The 16,607-nt window shown below is 62.8% G+C and carries 16 protein-coding genes and 2 pseudogenes; 5 read left to right on the forward strand and 13 right to left on the reverse strand.

The window, feature by feature from the left end; genetic code table 11:
- Positions 1–24 precede the first annotated feature (24 nt).
- From WEU32_RS09940 to WEU32_RS09950, 3 genes are read right to left on the reverse strand one after another with little or no spacing between them, the layout of a single operon-like run.
- Entirely contained in the window at positions 25–1,320 is a 1,296-nt protein-coding gene (locus tag WEU32_RS09940) for a TolC family protein (protein WP_406851776.1), read from the reverse strand.
- Complete coding sequence (locus WEU32_RS09945) at positions 1,317–4,403, reverse strand: efflux RND transporter permease subunit (RefSeq protein ID WP_406851777.1); 3,087 nt, start codon at positions 4,401–4,403, stop codon at positions 1,317–1,319. The genes WEU32_RS09940 and WEU32_RS09945 overlap by 4 nt, the downstream gene beginning before the upstream one ends.
- Before the next feature lie 2 nt (positions 4,404–4,405).
- A complete protein-coding gene (locus WEU32_RS09950; protein ID WP_406851778.1) occupies positions 4,406–5,485 on the reverse strand; it encodes an efflux RND transporter periplasmic adaptor subunit in 1,080 nt (359 codons plus the stop codon).
- Between the two features lie 141 nt (positions 5,486–5,626).
- On the opposite strand from WEU32_RS09950, the gene WEU32_RS09955 reads away from it, so the two are divergent.
- Both WEU32_RS09955 and WEU32_RS09960 read left to right on the forward strand, forming a co-directional pair.
- Complete coding sequence (locus tag WEU32_RS09955) at positions 5,627–6,280, forward strand: response regulator transcription factor (RefSeq protein ID WP_406851779.1); 654 nt, start codon at positions 5,627–5,629, stop codon at positions 6,278–6,280.
- Between the two features lie 3 nt (positions 6,281–6,283).
- Complete coding sequence (locus tag WEU32_RS09960) at positions 6,284–7,669, forward strand: ATP-binding protein (RefSeq protein ID WP_406851780.1); 1,386 nt, start codon at positions 6,284–6,286, stop codon at positions 7,667–7,669.
- An 18-nt stretch (positions 7,670–7,687) separates the two neighbouring features.
- Here the strand turns inward: WEU32_RS09960 and WEU32_RS09965 are convergent, their stop codons facing one another.
- Positions 7,688–8,407: an IS6 family transposase gene (locus WEU32_RS09965; RefSeq protein WP_406851781.1), complete on the reverse strand. Its 720-nt coding sequence runs from the start codon at positions 8,405–8,407 to the stop codon at positions 7,688–7,690.
- A 70-nt stretch (positions 8,408–8,477) separates the two neighbouring features.
- Between WEU32_RS09965 and WEU32_RS09970 the strand changes: the two are divergent.
- A pseudogene (locus tag WEU32_RS09970) lies at positions 8,478–8,843 on the forward strand (transposase); the annotation flags it as partial.
- A gap of 185 nt (positions 8,844–9,028) precedes the next feature.
- Here the strand turns inward: WEU32_RS09970 and WEU32_RS09975 are convergent.
- Complete coding sequence (locus WEU32_RS09975; protein ID WP_395520223.1) at positions 9,029–9,427, reverse strand: cupin domain-containing protein; 399 nt, start codon at positions 9,425–9,427, stop codon at positions 9,029–9,031.
- Positions 9,428–9,642: 215 nt separating this feature from the next.
- Between WEU32_RS09975 and WEU32_RS09980 the strand changes: the two genes are divergently transcribed.
- A complete protein-coding gene (locus WEU32_RS09980; protein ID WP_406851782.1) occupies positions 9,643–10,293 on the forward strand; it encodes a DUF924 family protein in 651 nt (216 codons plus the stop codon).
- A 347-nt stretch (positions 10,294–10,640) separates the two neighbouring features.
- On the opposite strand, the gene arsH is transcribed toward WEU32_RS09980, so the two are convergent.
- The 8 genes and pseudogenes from arsH to WEU32_RS10020 form a co-directional block, all read right to left on the reverse strand.
- Complete coding sequence (arsH, locus tag WEU32_RS09985) at positions 10,641–11,372, reverse strand: arsenical resistance protein ArsH (RefSeq protein WP_035029230.1); 732 nt, start codon at positions 11,370–11,372, stop codon at positions 10,641–10,643.
- Positions 11,365–12,477 carry an ACR3 family arsenite efflux transporter gene (gene arsB, locus WEU32_RS09990; RefSeq protein WP_406851783.1) on the reverse strand — a complete coding sequence of 371 codons (1,113 nt, stop codon included), beginning with the start codon at positions 12,475–12,477 and terminating at the stop codon, positions 11,365–11,367. Before arsB ends, arsH begins: the two co-directional genes overlap by 8 nt.
- Positions 12,474–12,911: an arsenate reductase (glutaredoxin) gene (arsC, locus tag WEU32_RS09995; RefSeq protein WP_406851784.1), complete on the reverse strand. Its 438-nt coding sequence runs from the start codon at positions 12,909–12,911 to the stop codon at positions 12,474–12,476. The genes arsB and arsC overlap by 4 nt, the downstream gene beginning before the upstream one ends.
- Positions 12,908–13,249 carry a helix-turn-helix transcriptional regulator gene (locus tag WEU32_RS10000; protein ID WP_182793614.1) on the reverse strand — a complete coding sequence of 114 codons (342 nt, stop codon included), beginning with the start codon at positions 13,247–13,249 and terminating at the stop codon, positions 12,908–12,910. Before WEU32_RS10000 ends, arsC begins: the two co-directional genes overlap by 4 nt.
- 115 nt (positions 13,250–13,364) lie before the next feature.
- Complete coding sequence (chrA, locus tag WEU32_RS10005; RefSeq protein WP_406853430.1) at positions 13,365–14,528, reverse strand: chromate efflux transporter; 1,164 nt, start codon at positions 14,526–14,528, stop codon at positions 13,365–13,367.
- 31 nt (positions 14,529–14,559) lie between these two features.
- Positions 14,560–14,874: a PadR family transcriptional regulator gene (locus WEU32_RS10010; RefSeq protein WP_406851785.1), complete on the reverse strand. Its 315-nt coding sequence runs from the start codon at positions 14,872–14,874 to the stop codon at positions 14,560–14,562.
- Between the two features lie 146 nt (positions 14,875–15,020).
- Positions 15,021–15,713 carry an IS6 family transposase gene (locus WEU32_RS10015; protein WP_178823747.1) on the reverse strand — a complete coding sequence of 231 codons (693 nt, stop codon included), beginning with the start codon at positions 15,711–15,713 and terminating at the stop codon, positions 15,021–15,023.
- Positions 15,714–15,779: 66 nt separating this feature from the next.
- Positions 15,780–16,321 (reverse strand): annotated as a pseudogene (locus tag WEU32_RS10020) (transposase); the annotation flags it as partial.
- Between the two features lie 87 nt (positions 16,322–16,408).
- On the opposite strand from WEU32_RS10020, the gene WEU32_RS10025 reads away from it, so the two are divergent.
- Positions 16,409–16,570, forward strand: coding sequence for a hypothetical protein (locus WEU32_RS10025; RefSeq protein ID WP_406851786.1), 162 nt, complete (start codon positions 16,409–16,411; stop codon positions 16,568–16,570).
- Positions 16,571–16,607: the final 37 nt, after the last annotated feature.

The raw sequence follows: 16,607 nt of genomic DNA on the forward strand, positions 1-16,607 counted from the left end.
GCTATGCCAAGGCGCGACAGCCTTTCAATCCCGCAACCACAGCTCATGAGCGTCGAGCGCCAGTTTCAGTAACGCGGCGTTGGCTTCCGCTCGCGCCACAAGCTCAAAACGTTGCGCCTCATGCATCTGACGCCGCCCCAGCAACATGTCGGACAGATCACGTTCACCCAACCGATAAGCGCGAACGATCCGGGCCTCGGCCTGTGCCGCAGCGTCCCTTGCCGCCTCAGCCTCCCGCCAGGTAGTCAGGGAGGCCTCAGCCTGAATGACGTCGGCGCGAGCCCTGGAGCGAACCTCGCGGTAGACCATGGCGTAGCGCGCCTGTGCAGCGGACAGGGACGCGACCTCACGATCCGCAACGGCAGCCCGCCGACCGCCACCTAGCGGCATAGATAGAAAAACGCCTACGCCAGTCTCCTCCCCGCCTCTTTCGCTGAAGACCCGGACCCCTGCCGTAGGATCAGCGATCCGATCGCGATGCGCACGTTGGGTCAGGAGACGACGCTCCTCCATCTGCCAGCGGGCCATGGTGAGCTCATGGTTGCGAGTGATGATCGCCGCCTCCCAATCGCTCCATGCCGCGCTCGGGTCTATCGGTGATGTCAGACTGTCCGCAGCCTCGAGTTCGGACGCCAGTTCTGGAAAGGCCCCCGTCAGGGCAGCCGTGGCGGTGGCTGATTCACGCCTTTGCGCCGACAGTCTAGCCCTTGCCTGAGCCGTTGCGCCGCGCGCCTGATCCAGATCCAGAAGTGACGCATCCGCCAGTTCTACGCGCCGTTCCAATGCCGCATATTCTCGCTCTAGTCCCGCCAGTTCCTCCTGCGCGATCGTCAGGGCTTCTCGGGCTGCAAGTGACGCGACCCAAAGTTCCGCCAAATGCAACGACGCCTCATGTCGCGCGTCCTCCACCCCGTCACGCGCGGCTTCGACTCCCGCTTGCCCCGCAGCCCGATCCAACGCCGCCTTGCCCGGCAACCTAAAGCCGCGGCTCAGTTCAAGATTACTCTCCAGATATCGCCCGTCAGCCCGCACGTCTCGATGGTCAATGCCCAAGGCGACGGAGGTTTCGTGCTCGCCGATCTCCAGTATCCTCGCCGAGGCTCCCGCCTGGGCGAAAACGGCATGGGCTTCAGCCAGCAAGGGCGAGTTGTCGAGCGCCTGCGAGATCAGGCTGTAGGGCGGCAGATAGGACGGCGGCGACGCCGCCAAGGACTGTTCTACTTCGTCTTGCGCCCAGACGGGCACTGCGACCGAACCCAGGGCGATCACCGCAAGGGCTGCCGAAAATGCCAGACCCCGTTGTAGAGTGCTCATGGTCATATCTCCTCTTGAGCCGCAGATCCGGGCTCCACGCCGAAGCGGCGATACAGAATAGGCAGAAGGAACAGGGTCAGCATGGTCGAACTGACCAGCCCGCCGACTACGACAATCGCCAGCGGCTTTTGAATTTCAGAGCCAGGACCACTGGCAATCAGCAGGGGCACAAGACCCAGAGCCGTAATGGCCGCAGTCATGACCACAGGCCGCAGCCGCCGCCGGGCACCGTCATAGACAGCTCGCCCGATAGGCTCGCCTCGCTGCACCAGGGCGTTGAAATGCGAAACCATGACCAGGCCATTCAGCACGGCAATCCCCAGCAAGGCGATAAAACCCACCGAAGCCGGCACCGAGAGATATTCGCCAGATGCCCAAAGGGCGAGCAGTCCGCCGATCAGGGCGAAGGGAATATTGGCCAGGATCAGCACGGACTGACGAACCGACGACAGCGTCAGGAACAGCACCAGGAAGATCAGCCCCAGCGCGACCGGAACCACCAGGCTCAGCCTTGCGGCTGCGCGCTGCTGGTTCTCAAACTGACCGCCCCACTCTAGGTGATAGCCCTGCGGCAGGACGACGGATCGCTCCACGTTCTGACGGGCCTCGTCAACGAAACCGACCAGATCACGGCCTAGGACGCCGGCCTGAATCACGGCGAAGCGTGAGGCATTCTGGCGGTCGATCTTGACCGGGCCGTCCGTGCGCTCGGCGATGACCAGATCGGAAATCCGGGCATAGCCGCCCGATGGCGTGGGGATTTCCGAGGACAGGAAGAGATCGGGACTGGCCCGCAGTTCCTGCCCGCCGCGGATGATGATCGGCGTGCGGCGTCCCGGCTCATGGACGACGCCGGCTTCTACGCCCTCGACCTCAGCCCGAAGCGCAGCCTGAACCGTCTGGGCGTCCAGACCCGCCGCACGCAGGGCGTCAGGATCGAGTTTCATCTGCAGGTAACTCATATTGTCCCCCGCAACCGTCAGGACGTCGGCGGCACCTGGAACCGCTTTCACCACTGTCTCGATCTTGGCCGCCAGATCTCCCAAGACAGCGAGATCCGGGCCATAGACCTTGACCGCCAGATCGCCCCGGCTACCGGTCAACATTTCGGACACGCGCATTTCGATCGGCTGGGTGAAAGCCGCGTCGATACCGGGATAGTCCGCAACAGCATCACGTAGCTGTTCGACAAGCCAAGCCTTGTCAGGCTTGCGCCATTCCGAACGCGGCTTGAGCACCAGGAAGCTGTCGGTTTCGTTCAATCCCATAGGATCTAGACCGATTTCGTCGGAACCGACCCGCGCGACAATCCGCTCGACTTCCGGTGTTCGCTCCAGAATGACCCTCTGCACCGCCAGGTCGATCCGCGCGCTTTCATCCAGATTGATAGAGGCTGGTTTGGACAGCTGCATGATGATCGCGCCCTCGTCCATGGTGGGCATGAAACTCTTACCGACCATGACGTAGCCAAGACCGGCGACCATCATTCCCACGACAGCCAGCCCCACGACCGGCGCAGGCCGCGCCAGAGCCGACGCCAACAGACGGGCGTAAAGTGGCGACAACCAGCGCATGAGCCAGCCTTCTCCATGGCCGCCTGTCTTGAGCAGCAGAGAGGCCAGAACCGGCACAAGCGTGAAGGAAAGCAAGAGAGCGGAGGCCAGGGCGAAGATGATGGTCAATGCCACCGGCGCGAACATCTTGCCTTCGAGACCTTCCAAGGTCAGCAGAGGCATGAAGACGACGCAGATGATGATCACCCCCGAAACCACTGGCGCGGCGACCTCACGACTGGCCTCGAAGATCAGGTGCAGCTTTCGCCCGCCCGTCGCGTCTGGCTCCTGCAAGCGCTCGACGGTGTTCTCAATGACGACCACGGCAGCATCGACCAACATGCCAATCGCGATGGCCAGTCCCCCCAGACTCATCAGGTTCGCAGACATGCCGAACAGGTGCATGAGAAGAAACGTGCTGAGAGCCGCAAACGGCAGCGTTACCGACACCACTACGGCTGCCCTGACGTTGCCGAGGAACAGCACAAGAAGGACGATCACCAGTAGGCTGGCCTCGATCAGGGCGCGGGTAACGCTGCCCGTCGCGCGCTCGATAAGCTCGGATCGATCATAAAAGGACACGACTCGCACGCCCTTGGGCAGGCTGGGCTGAAGTTCGGCCAGTCGCGCCTTTGCGTGCGCCACGACGGCGTTGGCGTCCGCGCCCTTCAGCGCGATGACGATGGCCTGCGCCGTCTCCCCTCGCCCGTCTTCGGTGACCGCCCCATAACGGGTCAGGGCCCCCATATTGATCCCAGCTACCCGATCCAGCGGAACAGAGGATCCGGACGCCAGCGGGACAGGAATGCGGCCGATGTCTTCGGTCGTCATCGCCGCCCCGACAACCCGGACGACTAGAGCTTCTTCACCTTCCTCAAGGCGCCCAGCACCGTCATTGCGGTTGGCGTTCTGGATCGCCTGACGAAGCTGCTCGGTTGTTACGCCCGCCGCCGCCATAGCGGCGTAGTCCGGCACGACTTCAAAGGCTCGCGCCCGTCCGCCCAGAACGTTGACGTCCGCGACGCCGGGCAATCCACGCAGAGCAGGACGTATAGTCCACTCTAGAAGCGAGCGTTTGTCCTCCAGAGACAGACCCCCGCCTTCGAGCGTGATCATCAGCACATCGGACAGGGGCGTCGAAATCGGAGACAGGCCGCCGTTGACGCCTTCTGGCAGACTGGACATGACAGTGGCCAAACGCTCGGAAGCCTGCTGGCGGGCCCAATAGACGTCCGTGCCTTCATGGAAGTCCAAGGTAATGTCGGCGATGGCATACTTGGCGGTCGAACGCAGCATGGACTGCCCCGGAATTCCGAGCAGTTCCGTCTCGATCGGGGCGATGACCTGGGTCTCCACTTCTTCCGGCGTCATGCCGGGGGCTTTGAGGATCAGCTTGACCTGGGTCGGAGAGATGTCGGGAAAAGCATCAACCGGCATGGTGTGATAGGCGTTCCAGCCTGCGATCAACAGCCCTACCGAGGCGACGAGAACAATGAGGCGCTGCGACAACGCAGCCTTGATGAGCGCGGAAAACATGATCAGATACCCAGCGAGGCCTTGAGCGACACCAGGTCTGAAGCCGCGACTTTTTCACCTACAGCGACACCCGTCACAACGACGATGTCGTTGTCGCGCCCCACGATCTGCACGGGAACCGGAGTCCAGAGTCCGCCGCGCCATACTAGAACGACAGTGTCGCCGCTCGTCCGGGTCAGGGCCTGGATGGGCAGTTCCACAGCGTTCTCGGGTGCAGCTATCAAAACGACGGCCTGAACCAGCGCACCGAGCGGTAGGACTGCGCCGTCGTCCAAGGCCGCTCTCAACAGCACCGATCGGCTAGCGGGGTCCAGCGCCGCGCCGACGACTGTCACTCGTCCACGACGGCCGTCTACATCAACGAGGTCACCCACAGAGACCTTGCCGGCCAAAGTCCCCGGTAACCGAGCCTCGATCCAGACTGGCCCTTCCTGATCTACAACCGCCGCCGGAGTTGTGGCTGTCAGCCCCTGACCGGCCTGAACATGCAGTTGCGTCACCCGGCCGGAAATCGGCGCGCGCAGGATTACTCGGCCAGCCGACACACCTGCGCCCTGCACTAGGCGCTGTTGCTCGCCCAGCGCCGCGCGCGCCTGGGTCAGTCGGGCGTCGGCCTCTTCGGCACGTGCGGCAGCGACGATACCTTCAGCTACCAGCGTCCGGGCGCGCGTTGCGGCGGCGGCGGCCACGTCCATTTCAGCCCGAGCCTGCGCTAGAGCGCTGCCCGCCTGTAATCCGGCAGGGCTGAACATCTCGGCAATAGGCTGACCCGCGCGAACCGATTGGCCTTCCAGGACGTCGACGCGAACCACAAGGCCGTCGAAGGGTGCTGTTACAACAGACCGCCCCGTCGCCGAGGAGGTTATGGTCGCCGGCAAGGTCACCAGAGGTGCCTGTTCAACCTCACGCGCCAGAGCCGTTTTCACCTCGAATGGTGCCGCAGCAGATGCCGCAACAGACTCTGAGGTCTTGCGTGCGAACACTCCAGACCCTGCCGCGATCGCCAACGCTACGGCGGTCAGGCCAACCGTGCCCAGAACAATGGACTTGGACCGGCCCAAGGCGATAACAGCTTTTTTCACCTGCAAGTGCTCCTCGCAAAAACGTGTGCGGGGCTTGTGTCAGGTCAATCTGAAGGCGACATGAGGCGAAACTTAACTCAAGCTGAATGTCGTTCAGGTTGATTTCAGCTTGGGCCGCTATACTGCTGGCAGGAAATTCTTATGCACATTCTGCTGGTTGAAGATGATCGTGAATTGTCGACTCGCCTGACAAGGTCGCTGAGCGAGGCCGGCTTTGCCGTCGACATCGCCTATGACGGCCTTTCCGCCGCAGAAATGGGCGAAGCGCAATCGTTCGACGCTGTCGTGCTGGACCTGGGCCTACCCGAGATGTCCGGCCTTGAAGTTCTACGGCGTTGGCGCCGCGCCGGTATCAACACACCGGTCCTCGTCCTGACAGCTCGTGACGCCTGGCCCGAACGTGTTGAAGGCCTAAACGCGGGTGCCGACGACTATCTGGGCAAACCTTTTCAGACCATGGAGGTCGTGGCTAGGCTGCGCGCCCTGGCCCGTCGTGCTAATGGCACCGGCGCGACGCTGCTGCGGCACGGCCCGCTTGAACTGGATCCGTCTTCGGCCACCGTTACCATTGATGGACGATGTATAGAACTGACCGCGCGCGAGCTCGGCGTCCTACGATACCTTATGCTGCGGACCACGCGCATAGTGTCTCAAAGGGAACTGATCGATCATATCTACGCGATGGATGATCAGCGTGAGTCCAACACCATTGAAGTCTACGTCGCCCGTCTCCGTAGAAAGCTGGGGCGCGAAACGATCCGAACGATCCGCGGCCTCGGCTATCGGATGGGTTGAGCCGTGCTGGTCCTGAAGTCCTTGTGGCGCAGTTTTCGCGCCCGCCTCGTGATTGGCTCCGTGATTTGGATTGTCGGGGGCGTGGCACTGAGCGGTGTGGTTCTAGCGGAAATTTTCCGCGAACACGTCACGGATCGCTTTGACGCGGAACTGGACGGCCACGCCCAGGAGTTGGCGGCTCTCGCCGAAATCGACCCTAGAGGCCACCCGCAAATCGCGCGTCGGCTCAGCGATCCACGCTTCCAGCCCCTGCACTCTGGCTTCTACTGGCAGATAGAGGGCGATGATCAGACCCTACCCTCCGACTCTCTTGGGTTGGCAAGACTGCGCCTGAACACACCGCCTCCTTCTCCTGGCGCGCGACGTCACGGCGTGGCCGAAGGGCCGACTGGACAGGTTCGTGTAGTTGAACAGACCATTCGACCGGTTCATGCGACAGCCCCATGGCGCATCTCGGTGGCCGGAGACCAGCAGTTGCTGGATGACCTGCTCGCTGAGTTCAATCGTACTCTGGCGCTGTCTCTGGGCGTCATCGCAGCCGGGCTCGTCACCGCAGCCGTCCTATCGCTTCACTTTGGTCTCGCGCCCATGCGAGGCCTCAGGCGGGCTCTCATGGATCTGCGCTCAGGGAAATCCACCCGCCTCGCTGTGAACACAGCGACCGAGATCACTCCCTTAGTCGAGGACCTGAATGCGCTTTTCGATCTGAAAGAAGAAATGCTCCAGAGGGCGCGATTACAGGCCGGCAATCTTGCACACGCCTTGAAAACCCCGCTGGCTATTCTTTCTGACGAAGGCGAGCGCCTGCATCAAGCCGGTCAGATCGCTGCCGCCGAGATCATCCTGTTGCAGTGCGAACGGATGCGCCAACAGATCGATTATCAACTCGCCCGCGCCCGCGCTGCGGCCTCTCGCGGATCGCCCGGGCTAGCTGTAGACATCGATCGGGCGCTGGTACCAGTGATCCAAGCCATGGAACGTATCCATGGACATCGCGGCGTTCAATTCACCCATGTCGGTCTGACCACATCCCTAGCTGCGATAGACTCCAGAGACTTTAGCGAGATCGTCGCCAATCTTCTCGACAACGCCGGAAAATGGGCCGCTTCGCAGGTCCTGATCAATACCTCAGCCAGCGACGGCTGGATTAGGATCCTGATCGACGATGACGGGCCCGGCTTGCCGCCGCAAGCGCGTGAATCCGTCTTCGAACTCGGTGCCCGACTTGATGAAAGAGCGCCGGGAAGCGGTCTTGGACTCGCCATCGTACTGGAATTGGCCACCCTTTACGGGGGCTACGTCACGCTCGACGGAGCGCCCTCCGGCGGCCTCCGCGCAACCCTCCTACTACGTCAGACGCCGACGGCGGGATACTCGAGCGGGTACTGACAAGTTAACTGGGCACAGTCAAAAAGCCCCTATCCCGCTCGATTTCAGACGACCGCCAACGCCCAAGCGGTAGCTTGCATCGACGCGAAAACGACGAAGTACAGGTCTACTGATCAGATGACGCTGGATGTTGAAGGTGTTGTAGATCGCCGCGTGGGTGGTGAGAAATCTCTGAGCTGAGGCTCGAGATTTAAACCTCTGCTGCTGCCGCTCTCGTCGTCGAATCGGCAGATGAGAATTCTCAACGCGATTGTTGTCTCGTAGCCGACTAGGGCGGTGAAGATGCCGAAGCTCTAACAAATCGAGCGCCGCTCCATAGGATGCCAACCCATCTGTTGTGATGATTTCGGGCTCAACTGGTTGATTGCGTAATAGACGTTTGAGCAGCTTCAAAGCCGCCTCCGTGTCCCGTCGGCGCTGGACCATAACGTCCAAAACCTCGCCTTCGTCATCAACCGCGCGCCACAGATACATGCGTCGGCCACCGATCTTGCAAACCATCTCATCGAGATGCCAACGGCTTGTCGGAGGCACTCTCCTTTTCTTCAGCCGCCGTGCAATCAGAGGCCCGAATTTGATCGTCCAACACCGGATCGTTTCGTAGCTGACGTCAATTCCGTGTTGCGCCATCATTTCCTCGACGTCGCGGAAGCTAAGATTAAAGCGAAAGTACAACCACACGGCATGACGGATCACCGCCGCCGGAAACCGATGACGCTTAAACGATAGTGGCTTCATAACGCCTGCTCCACCAATGGCTTGTAGCCATCAAAGTGGAGCACCTTTAGCGTTAAACTGACAGCACCCCTCGAATGCGGTCCTAGCCTGGGCCGACGACACTGGCGTCGGTTGGCACTACATCGCACCAGGCAAGCCCCAGCAGAACGGCTTCAATGAGAGCTTCAATGGTCGCCTGCGTGACGAGCTGCTGAACGAGACGTTATTCCGCTCCCTGCCGCATGCCCGCGAGGTGCTGGAGGCCTGGCGGCATGACTACAACGAGCGGCGACCGCACTCAAAGCTCGGCTGGCTGACGCCGCAGGCCTACGCACAAGCCCTTACTGGAAACGCCGGCCGGCCTGCTGCGCTAGTTGAGGGCTGCGCAGGCCGCCCTATTGCCAACCCAACCAATCTCTACTCAAATCAACCTCGGACTCTCGTTATGGCTGGATGAGAAACGGAGGTCACGTCACATACGCCAAAACCCCAGCCAGCATGCCAACGATAGTAAGGGTTGTAAGGACTACCGGGCGCCCGAGGCTTAACCAAGTACTCAAGTCATCTCCTTGTCGAGACGTAGCGGTGCAACTTGCCACACCACGAGGTGCCCATCATCCAAATGGGCCTAAAGCGGCCTGATTATGCTTCAGTGGTTTTGCCGTCAAAGTGCTCAGATGAAGCGTCAGCCTCACCTTTTGTCCGGTGAACGACACCATCAGCGTGCTCGGGCGGACTGTAGATGGTATAGAGCTGGAGAAGATCTTTCCCCGTATTCTTGACGTTGTGGCGTGCGCCTGCAGGCACGATCATCGCCATTTCTGATTTTATATCCCTAACGGTGTCGTCGATAAGGATTTCGCCGGTTCCTTTTTCGACGCGGAAAAACTGATCTCCGTCCTCGTGCACTTCCTCGCCAATCTCCTCGCCTGGCTGGAGCGACATCAGCACGAGTTGCATGTTTCTTGCGGTGTAAAGGACACGCCGGAAGTCGGTGTTGCCCTCTGTCAAAACTTCGATATCATCGACAAATCCGCGCATGGTGTGCTCCTTGTATTTTGGCAGGCCTCTTTAACCATAGGTCCATCACGTGTGGATGACCAGTCCGCGTGCTGCTGCGACACCAGCTGGCCTGAATTTGCCCCCACATTGGCCTCGTATAAACCTGTTGGCCAAATGGAGTGTTTCGTTTTGGACCTGTTGACATGGATGGGCGTTAGTCTCGATGTTCAGTCCCTCGGCGCACACGTTTTGCGATGAAGAACACGAACAAACGCAATGAATGGCAGGTCGTACTCGAATTCTGGTTCCCTGAGGGGAACTCGCTCGACATAGATGCGGACGTCCATCGCAGCCATTGGTCTTGGCGGATGCGGGGCGGCGCGGACGACGATATCACGGCCCGCTTCGCGGAACTCACAGTTGAAGGAGCCGCGGGAAATCTTGACCACTGGGCCTCCGATCCCGAAGGCAGGCTCGCGCTCATCATCGTGCTCGATCAGTTCTCGCGATCGGTCTGGCGAGGCAATGCCCACGCTTTCGCGCAGGACAAGGCGGCGCTGGCGCTGGCAATGAACGGATTGTTGAATGGCCACTACGACGCGCTATCAACGCCATGGTTCAAGGTCGTTCATGGTCTGCCACTCGGCCACTGCGAAGGGCCAGACCATCTCCAGCGCCTGGACCTTCTCATCGGACTTCGCGAGGAGATCGCCGCAGAAGCCCCCACGCACCTGCAGCCGATTTACCGTTCGCTCGTGAAGCAGGCCCTGGACGTGAAGCAAGTGATCGCGGCGTTCGGCCGTCATCCCCATCGCAATCAGGTTCTTGGCCGCCGCTCGTCGCGGGCGGAAGTTGCATATCTGAAGGAAGGCGATTTCCCTCATGAGCGGGCGTTTCAAGGGTGATGCTTGCCCCCCGGCCCAGAGCGGACCTGCGGCGCTTCACACGTTGCGCTTTATCCGCCCCGTTGAGGGGCACGGTTTCTCCATCGAGAAAGTACTGGTCCTCATGGCGCTCTGGCGTGACGGGGCGGTCGGTGATGGCGTACGCGTCCGGGGGTAGCCCGAGTTCCTCGACTGACCACGCGCGCTGCGTCGATCAACGCAATGTAGCGCTTCTTCGTAGTTGTTGGTCGGGAGCGACCCGCTGCGCCTCTTGCGATGAAGTCGACAAGCGCCTCGTCTCAGTGAGTGCGATGCTGCGATATTAATGGCCCCGCTCCGCGCAAGCACCTCAGCGGCAGAGGAAAATGCTAGATCGAGCGTTGGTTGACGCGCTTGGACAGCTGCTCAGCGCTTTCCACCCGCTCCGAGTAGCGGTCGGTTAGATAGGCCGAACGGCCGCGCGTGAGATGGGTGAACTTCACGAGTTCCTCCATGACGTCGACGATGCGATTGTAGTACGGCGACGGCCGCATGCGGCCGCCCTCATCAAATTCGCCCCACGCCTTCGCCACCGAGGACTGGTTTGGGATCGTCACCATGCGCATCCAGCGGCCGAGGATGCGCATCTGGTTGACGGCGTTGAAGCTCTGCGAGCCGCCGGAGACCTGCATGACCGCGAGCGTCTTGCCTTGCGTCGGCCGCACGCCGCCGAGCGACAGCGGCAGCCAGTCGATCTGCGCCTTCATGACGCCGGTCATCGCGCCGTGCCGCTCGGGCGAGCACCAGACCATGCCCTCCGACCAAGTGGCGAGCTCACGCAGCTCCCTGACCTTCGGGTGGTCGGGGTCTTCCGCGTCCGGCAGCGGCAAGCCGGACGGGTTGAAGGCGCGGGTCTCGGCGCCGAACCAGCGCAGCAGGCGCGCCGCCTCCTCCGAGGCAAAGCGCGAGTAGGAGCGCGTCCGGAGCGATCCATAGAGCATCAGGATGCGGGGCGGGTGCGCCGGCGCGCCGGGCCCGGCGAGCGCAGCCACGTCGATCGGCCGGAGCGATGCTGGGTCGATGTTCGGCAGGTCTTCGATCGGGACGGGATGGTCAGCCATGCCGCGCGCCTCCGTCATCCGCGGGAAAATGGTGACAAGTCCGATTGGCGAAGGCGACAAGTGACAGCATGACCGGAACCTCGACGAGAACACCGACCACGGTCGCGAGCGCAGCGCCGGATTGCAGTCCGAAGAGGCTGATCGCGACGGCCACCGCGAGCTCGAAGAAGTTGGACGTACCGATCAGCGCGCAGGGCGCGGCGACGTTGAAGGGCACGCGCCACGCCCAGGCCGCAGCATAGGCCAGCGCAAAGATGCCGTAGGACTGGATCAGGAGCGGCACCGCGATCAGCGCGATCAGCAGGGGCTGCTCCAGAATGATCTGCCCCTGAAACCCGAATAGAAGCACGACCGTCGCCAGCAGGCCGAGCACCGAGAAGGGCTTGACCGCCGCCGTGAAGCGCGCGACCGCCGCCTCGGCGTCCGCCCCCCGGCGGCCCCGCGCGAGCCACTGGCGCGTGGCGGCGCCGGCAGCGAGCGGGATCAGAATGTAGAGCCCGACCGAGAGGATGAGCGTCTCCCAGGGCACGACGATATCGGTGACGCCGAGGAGCAGCGCCACGATGGGCGCGAAGGCAAAGATCATGATGACGTCGTTCACCGAGACCTGCACCAGCGTGTAGGTGGCGTCGCCCCGAGTGAGCTGCGACCAGACGAACACCATCGCGGTGCAGGGTGCCGCGCCCAGCAGGATCAGACCGGCAATGTACTGCTGCGCATCGGCCGGTGCGATCAGGTCCGCGAACAGGACCTCGAAGAACAGGACGGCGAGCCCTGCCATGGTGAAGGGCTTGATCAGCCAGTTCACCACGATCGTCAGCACGAGCCCTTTCGGCCGATCGCCGATGTGGCGCAGGCGCGCGAAGTCGACCGCCACCATCATCGGATAGACCATCGCCCAGATCAGGACGGCAACGACCAGGTTGACGGACGCGATCTCGAGCGCGGCGAGCGTCTCGAACAGGCCCGGCAGCACGTTGCCGAGCAGCAGCCCGGCGCCGATGCAGAGCGCCACCCAGACAGAGAGCCACTTTTCGAAGAAGCCGATGCCGGCAGGCGCCGCTGCGATGGCCTCGGCCGTGGGCGCGTAGGTGTCGTTGCTCATCGGGCGGGGCTCTCGTTTACGCGGCGCCCGTCGGCGTCCGTCACGAGCTCGCCGTCCTCCTTGTGGAACTCCCCGCGCTGCGGGTTCGGCAGGATGTCGAGCACCGCCTCGGAGGGGCGGCAGAGCCGTGTTCCGAGCGGCGTCTCGACGATGGGGCGGTTGATGAGGATGGGATGCTCCAGCATCAGGTCGATCCGCTCGTCGTCGGAGAACTTGGGGGCATCAAGCTTGAGCTCGTCGTAGGGCGTGCCCTTCCGGCGCAGGAGGTCGCGCACGGGGATCCCCATCGCGGCGATCAGCGCCACGAGCCGCTCGCGGCTCGGGGGCGTCTTCAGATACTCGATAACCTCCGGCTCATCGCCGGAGTTGCGGATCAGCGCCAGCACGTTGCGCGACGTGCCGCAGTTCGGGTTGTGATAGATCCTGGTGGTCATGCGGTCTCTTTCCTGGCGGCGTGCGTCGAGGGGGCGATCCCGCATGCTGCCGGATCGCCGGCGCAACAGTGGCGGGTCAGATAGTCGATGAGGCCTGTCATGGTGGCGAAGTCCGCTGAGTAGATCAGCGAGCGTCCTTCGCGCTGGACCGTCACCAGCCCGGCGTGCTTCAGTTCCTTGAGGTGGAACGAGAGCGTGGCCGAAGGGAGATCCAGCGCCTCGCCGATCCGCCCCACTGCACGCCCTTCCGGACCGGCCTCCACCAGCAGGCGGAAGATGTCGAGACGCGTCTCCTGCGAGAGCGCGGCAAGCGCAGCGAGTGTGTCCTGTTTTTCCATCTCTCCACAATAGTGGAGATATAGAGCGAAATCAATCCCGCCTGCGGCCGCCCCGCGGTGTCAGCTCGGCGCACGGCTGATCCTGCAGCGCTGAGGCGCGGACCGATGCCGGTGATCAGAGGAGAGCGAGCGCAATCCCGCCTGTCGCGATCAGCACCACCACTATCCACGGCGGCGCCTTCCACACGGTCAGCAGCACGAACCCCACAAGAGCAAGCGCGAAGTCCTGCGGGCTGAAGATCGCGCTCGTCCAGACGGGATCATAGAGAGCCGCGCCGAGGATGCCGACGACGGCGGCGTTTGCGCCGCGCATGGCCGCCTGCGCCAGCGGCCGCGTCCGAAAGGCGTCCCAGAAGGGAAGCGTGCCGATCAGCAGTAGGAACCCGGGCAGGAAGATCGCGATGAGGCCGATGGCCGCGCCGGCAAGGCCGTTCGGCTCCGGCACCATGACCGCGCCCAGATAGGTGCCGAAGGTGAAGAGCGGCCCCGGAACGGCCTGCGCCGCGCCATATCCGGCCAGGAACGCGTCCTCGCCGACCCAGCCGGGCCGGACCACCTCCGCCTCGAGCAGCGGCAGGACGACATGACCGCCGCCGAACACCAGCGAGCCCGCCCGATAGAAAGCGTCGAAGAGCGCCAGCCCCTGCGATCCCGCCGCTGTCGACAGGACCGGCAGAAGAAACAGCAGCAGGAAGAACAGTCCGAGCGCAGCGGCTCCCACCGTCCTGGAGACCGCGAAGGTCAGATGCCCCGTCGTCGGAGCGGCGCCGCCCCGGCAGAGCCAGAGACCGGCAAGACCGCCGACGACGATGGCCACGATTTGTCCGACCGATCCGGCGGCGAAGACCACGATCAGCACCGCCGCAAGGGCGATGCTGGCCCTCCCGCGATCGGGCGCGAGCGTTCGGGCCATGCCCCAGACAGCCTGCGCGACAACCGCCACGGCGACGATCTTGAGCCCGTGCAGGAGGCCCGCTCCGATCGGCCCGTCGAAGGCGGATGCACCGAACGCGAAGAGCACGAGCAGCAGAGCGGACGGCAGCGTGAACGCCGCCCACGCCGCGGCTGCCCCGAGCGGACCGCCGCGAAGCAGGCCCAGCGCGAAGCCGACCTGGCTCGAGGCCGGCCCGGGCAGAAACTGGCAGAGCGCGACGAGGTCGGCATAACCCGCCTCGTCGATCCACTTGCGTCGTGTGACGAGCTCGTCGCGGAAATAACCGAGATGCGCGATCGGGCCGCCGAACGAGGTGAGCCCGAGCTTCAGAAAAGCCCGGAACACCTCGCCCGCCGAGCCCTGCGGGCCGGCACGCTCAGGCGTCGTCGCTTCCCGGAACGACCTCACGAAATAGCTCCCGGATCTTGTCGTGCGCGAGGTTCAGCGCCTCGGTCCCGAAGGGCGTCGCCCTGTAGATGCGCCGATGCGAGCGGCCCGCCCGTTCGGTGCGGGATTCGAGATACCCCTTGCGCTCCATCGCGTGGAGCATCGGGTAGAGCGTGCCCGGGCTGACGCGGTAGCCATGCCGAGCCAGTTCCTCGATCATCCACTGTCCGTACAGGTCGCCCTCGGCGGCATGGTGCAGGACGTGGAGCCGAATGAATCCGGAGAGGAGCTCCTGATGTTCCATCTGCTGAAGTCCTCAAAGCCGGCCCCATTATCGAATCTCGATTTCGGGAACCGATAGTATAGTGGATTGTTCGCCGTGCAACCTGCCCGGGGAGGGTGCTGTCAGGATAACTAAGCGAAGTCGAAAGATCCCTACCCTGCTCATTTTCAGACCACGGCCGCCTCCCACGCGGCATTCGCTTCAGCGCGAAAGCAACGAAGTGTGGGTCTGCTGATCAAATGGCGCTGGAAGTTGAAGGTGTTGTAGATCGCGGCGTGGGTGGTGAGAAATCTCTGGGCTGAGGCTTGGGATTTGAACCTCTGATGCTGCCGCTCCCGTCGTCGGATCGGCAGATGTGAGTTCTCAACGCGGTTGTTGTCACGAAGCCTGCCAGGGCGATGCAGATGGCGCAGTTCCAACTGATCGAGTGCCGCACCGTACGAGGCCAACCCGTCCGTCGTGATGGTTTCTGGCTCGACCGGTTGATTGCGCAAAAGACGTCTGATCAGCTTCAAAGCCGCCTCTGTGTCCCGCTGGCGCTGGACAACGACGTCTAAAACCTCGCCTTCGTCGTCGACTGCGCGCCACAGATACATGCGCCGTCCTCCGATCTTGCAGACCATTTCATCGAGATGCCAACGGCCTGTCGGAGGCACTCTCCGCTTCTTCAGCCGCCGTGCAATCAGAGGCCCGAACTTGATCGTCCAGCACCGGATCGTTTCGTAGCTGACGTCAATTCCGCGTTGCGCCATCAGTTCCTCGACGTCGCGGAAGCTAAGATTGAAGCGAAAGTACAACCACACGGCATGACGGATCACTTCGCCTGGAAAGCGGTGTCGCTTAAACGATAGCGGTTTCATAAAACGCCTTCTCCACCAATGGCTTGCAGCCTTCGAAGTGGAGCACCTTTAGCGTTAGACTGACAGCACCGTCAGGCCTTCCTCGCGATAGAGCCTGTAGATCCGGTTCTTGCCCGAAGGCTCGCCCTCACGCCGCAGCAGCACGAACAGCCGGCGATAGCCGAACCGTCGCCGCTCCACAGCCAGCGCGCACAGCCGCTCCCGCAGCGCCGTGTCCGGAGGGCGGCAAGAGCGATAGCGTACCGACTTACGGTCCGCCTTGATGATGGAGCAGGCCCGTCGCTCGCTGACGCCGAACGTCGCCTTCAGATGGGCGACGGCCTGGCGCATCGCCGCGGGCCCTACCACTTTTTTGAGAGCAGATCGTTCAACGCCGCCTTGTCGAGCATGGCGTCCGCGAGCAGACGCTTCAGCCTGCCGTTCTCTTCTTCCAGGGCACGGAGGCGCTGGGCGTCCGACACGCTCATCCCGCCGAACTTGGCTTTCCAGGCGTAGATCGTGCCCTCCGACACGCCGTGCTTGCGCGCCAGCTCGCCCGCTTTGGCACCGGCCTCGTTCTCCCGCAGGATCCCGATGATCTGCTCTTCAGTGAATCTCGCTCGTTTCATTCCGTCCGTCCTTTCAAGGGCCGGACTCTAGCTCCGCGTGGAGGAGTTTCAGGGGGTCACGTCAACAGCAGCGAGATCGGCGTCCGGGTGGTCGAAAAGGTCAGCGGGGCGGTGGTCGAGACCATGCTCGACACCGACACCCCGGCCCCGACGCAACTCCTGAGCCCGCGCTACTTCATGAACAACGGCGCCACGGCGGCGGCGGTCGCATACGATTGCTCGGGGGTCTATGTCGAGACGGATTACTGACGCATTCGTTGACCGTGTTGGCCGCTTCGACAATTTT

The sequence above is a fragment of the Brevundimonas sp. BH3 genome (assembly GCF_045345115.1).
GTDB lineage: Bacteria > Pseudomonadota > Alphaproteobacteria > Caulobacterales > Caulobacteraceae > Brevundimonas.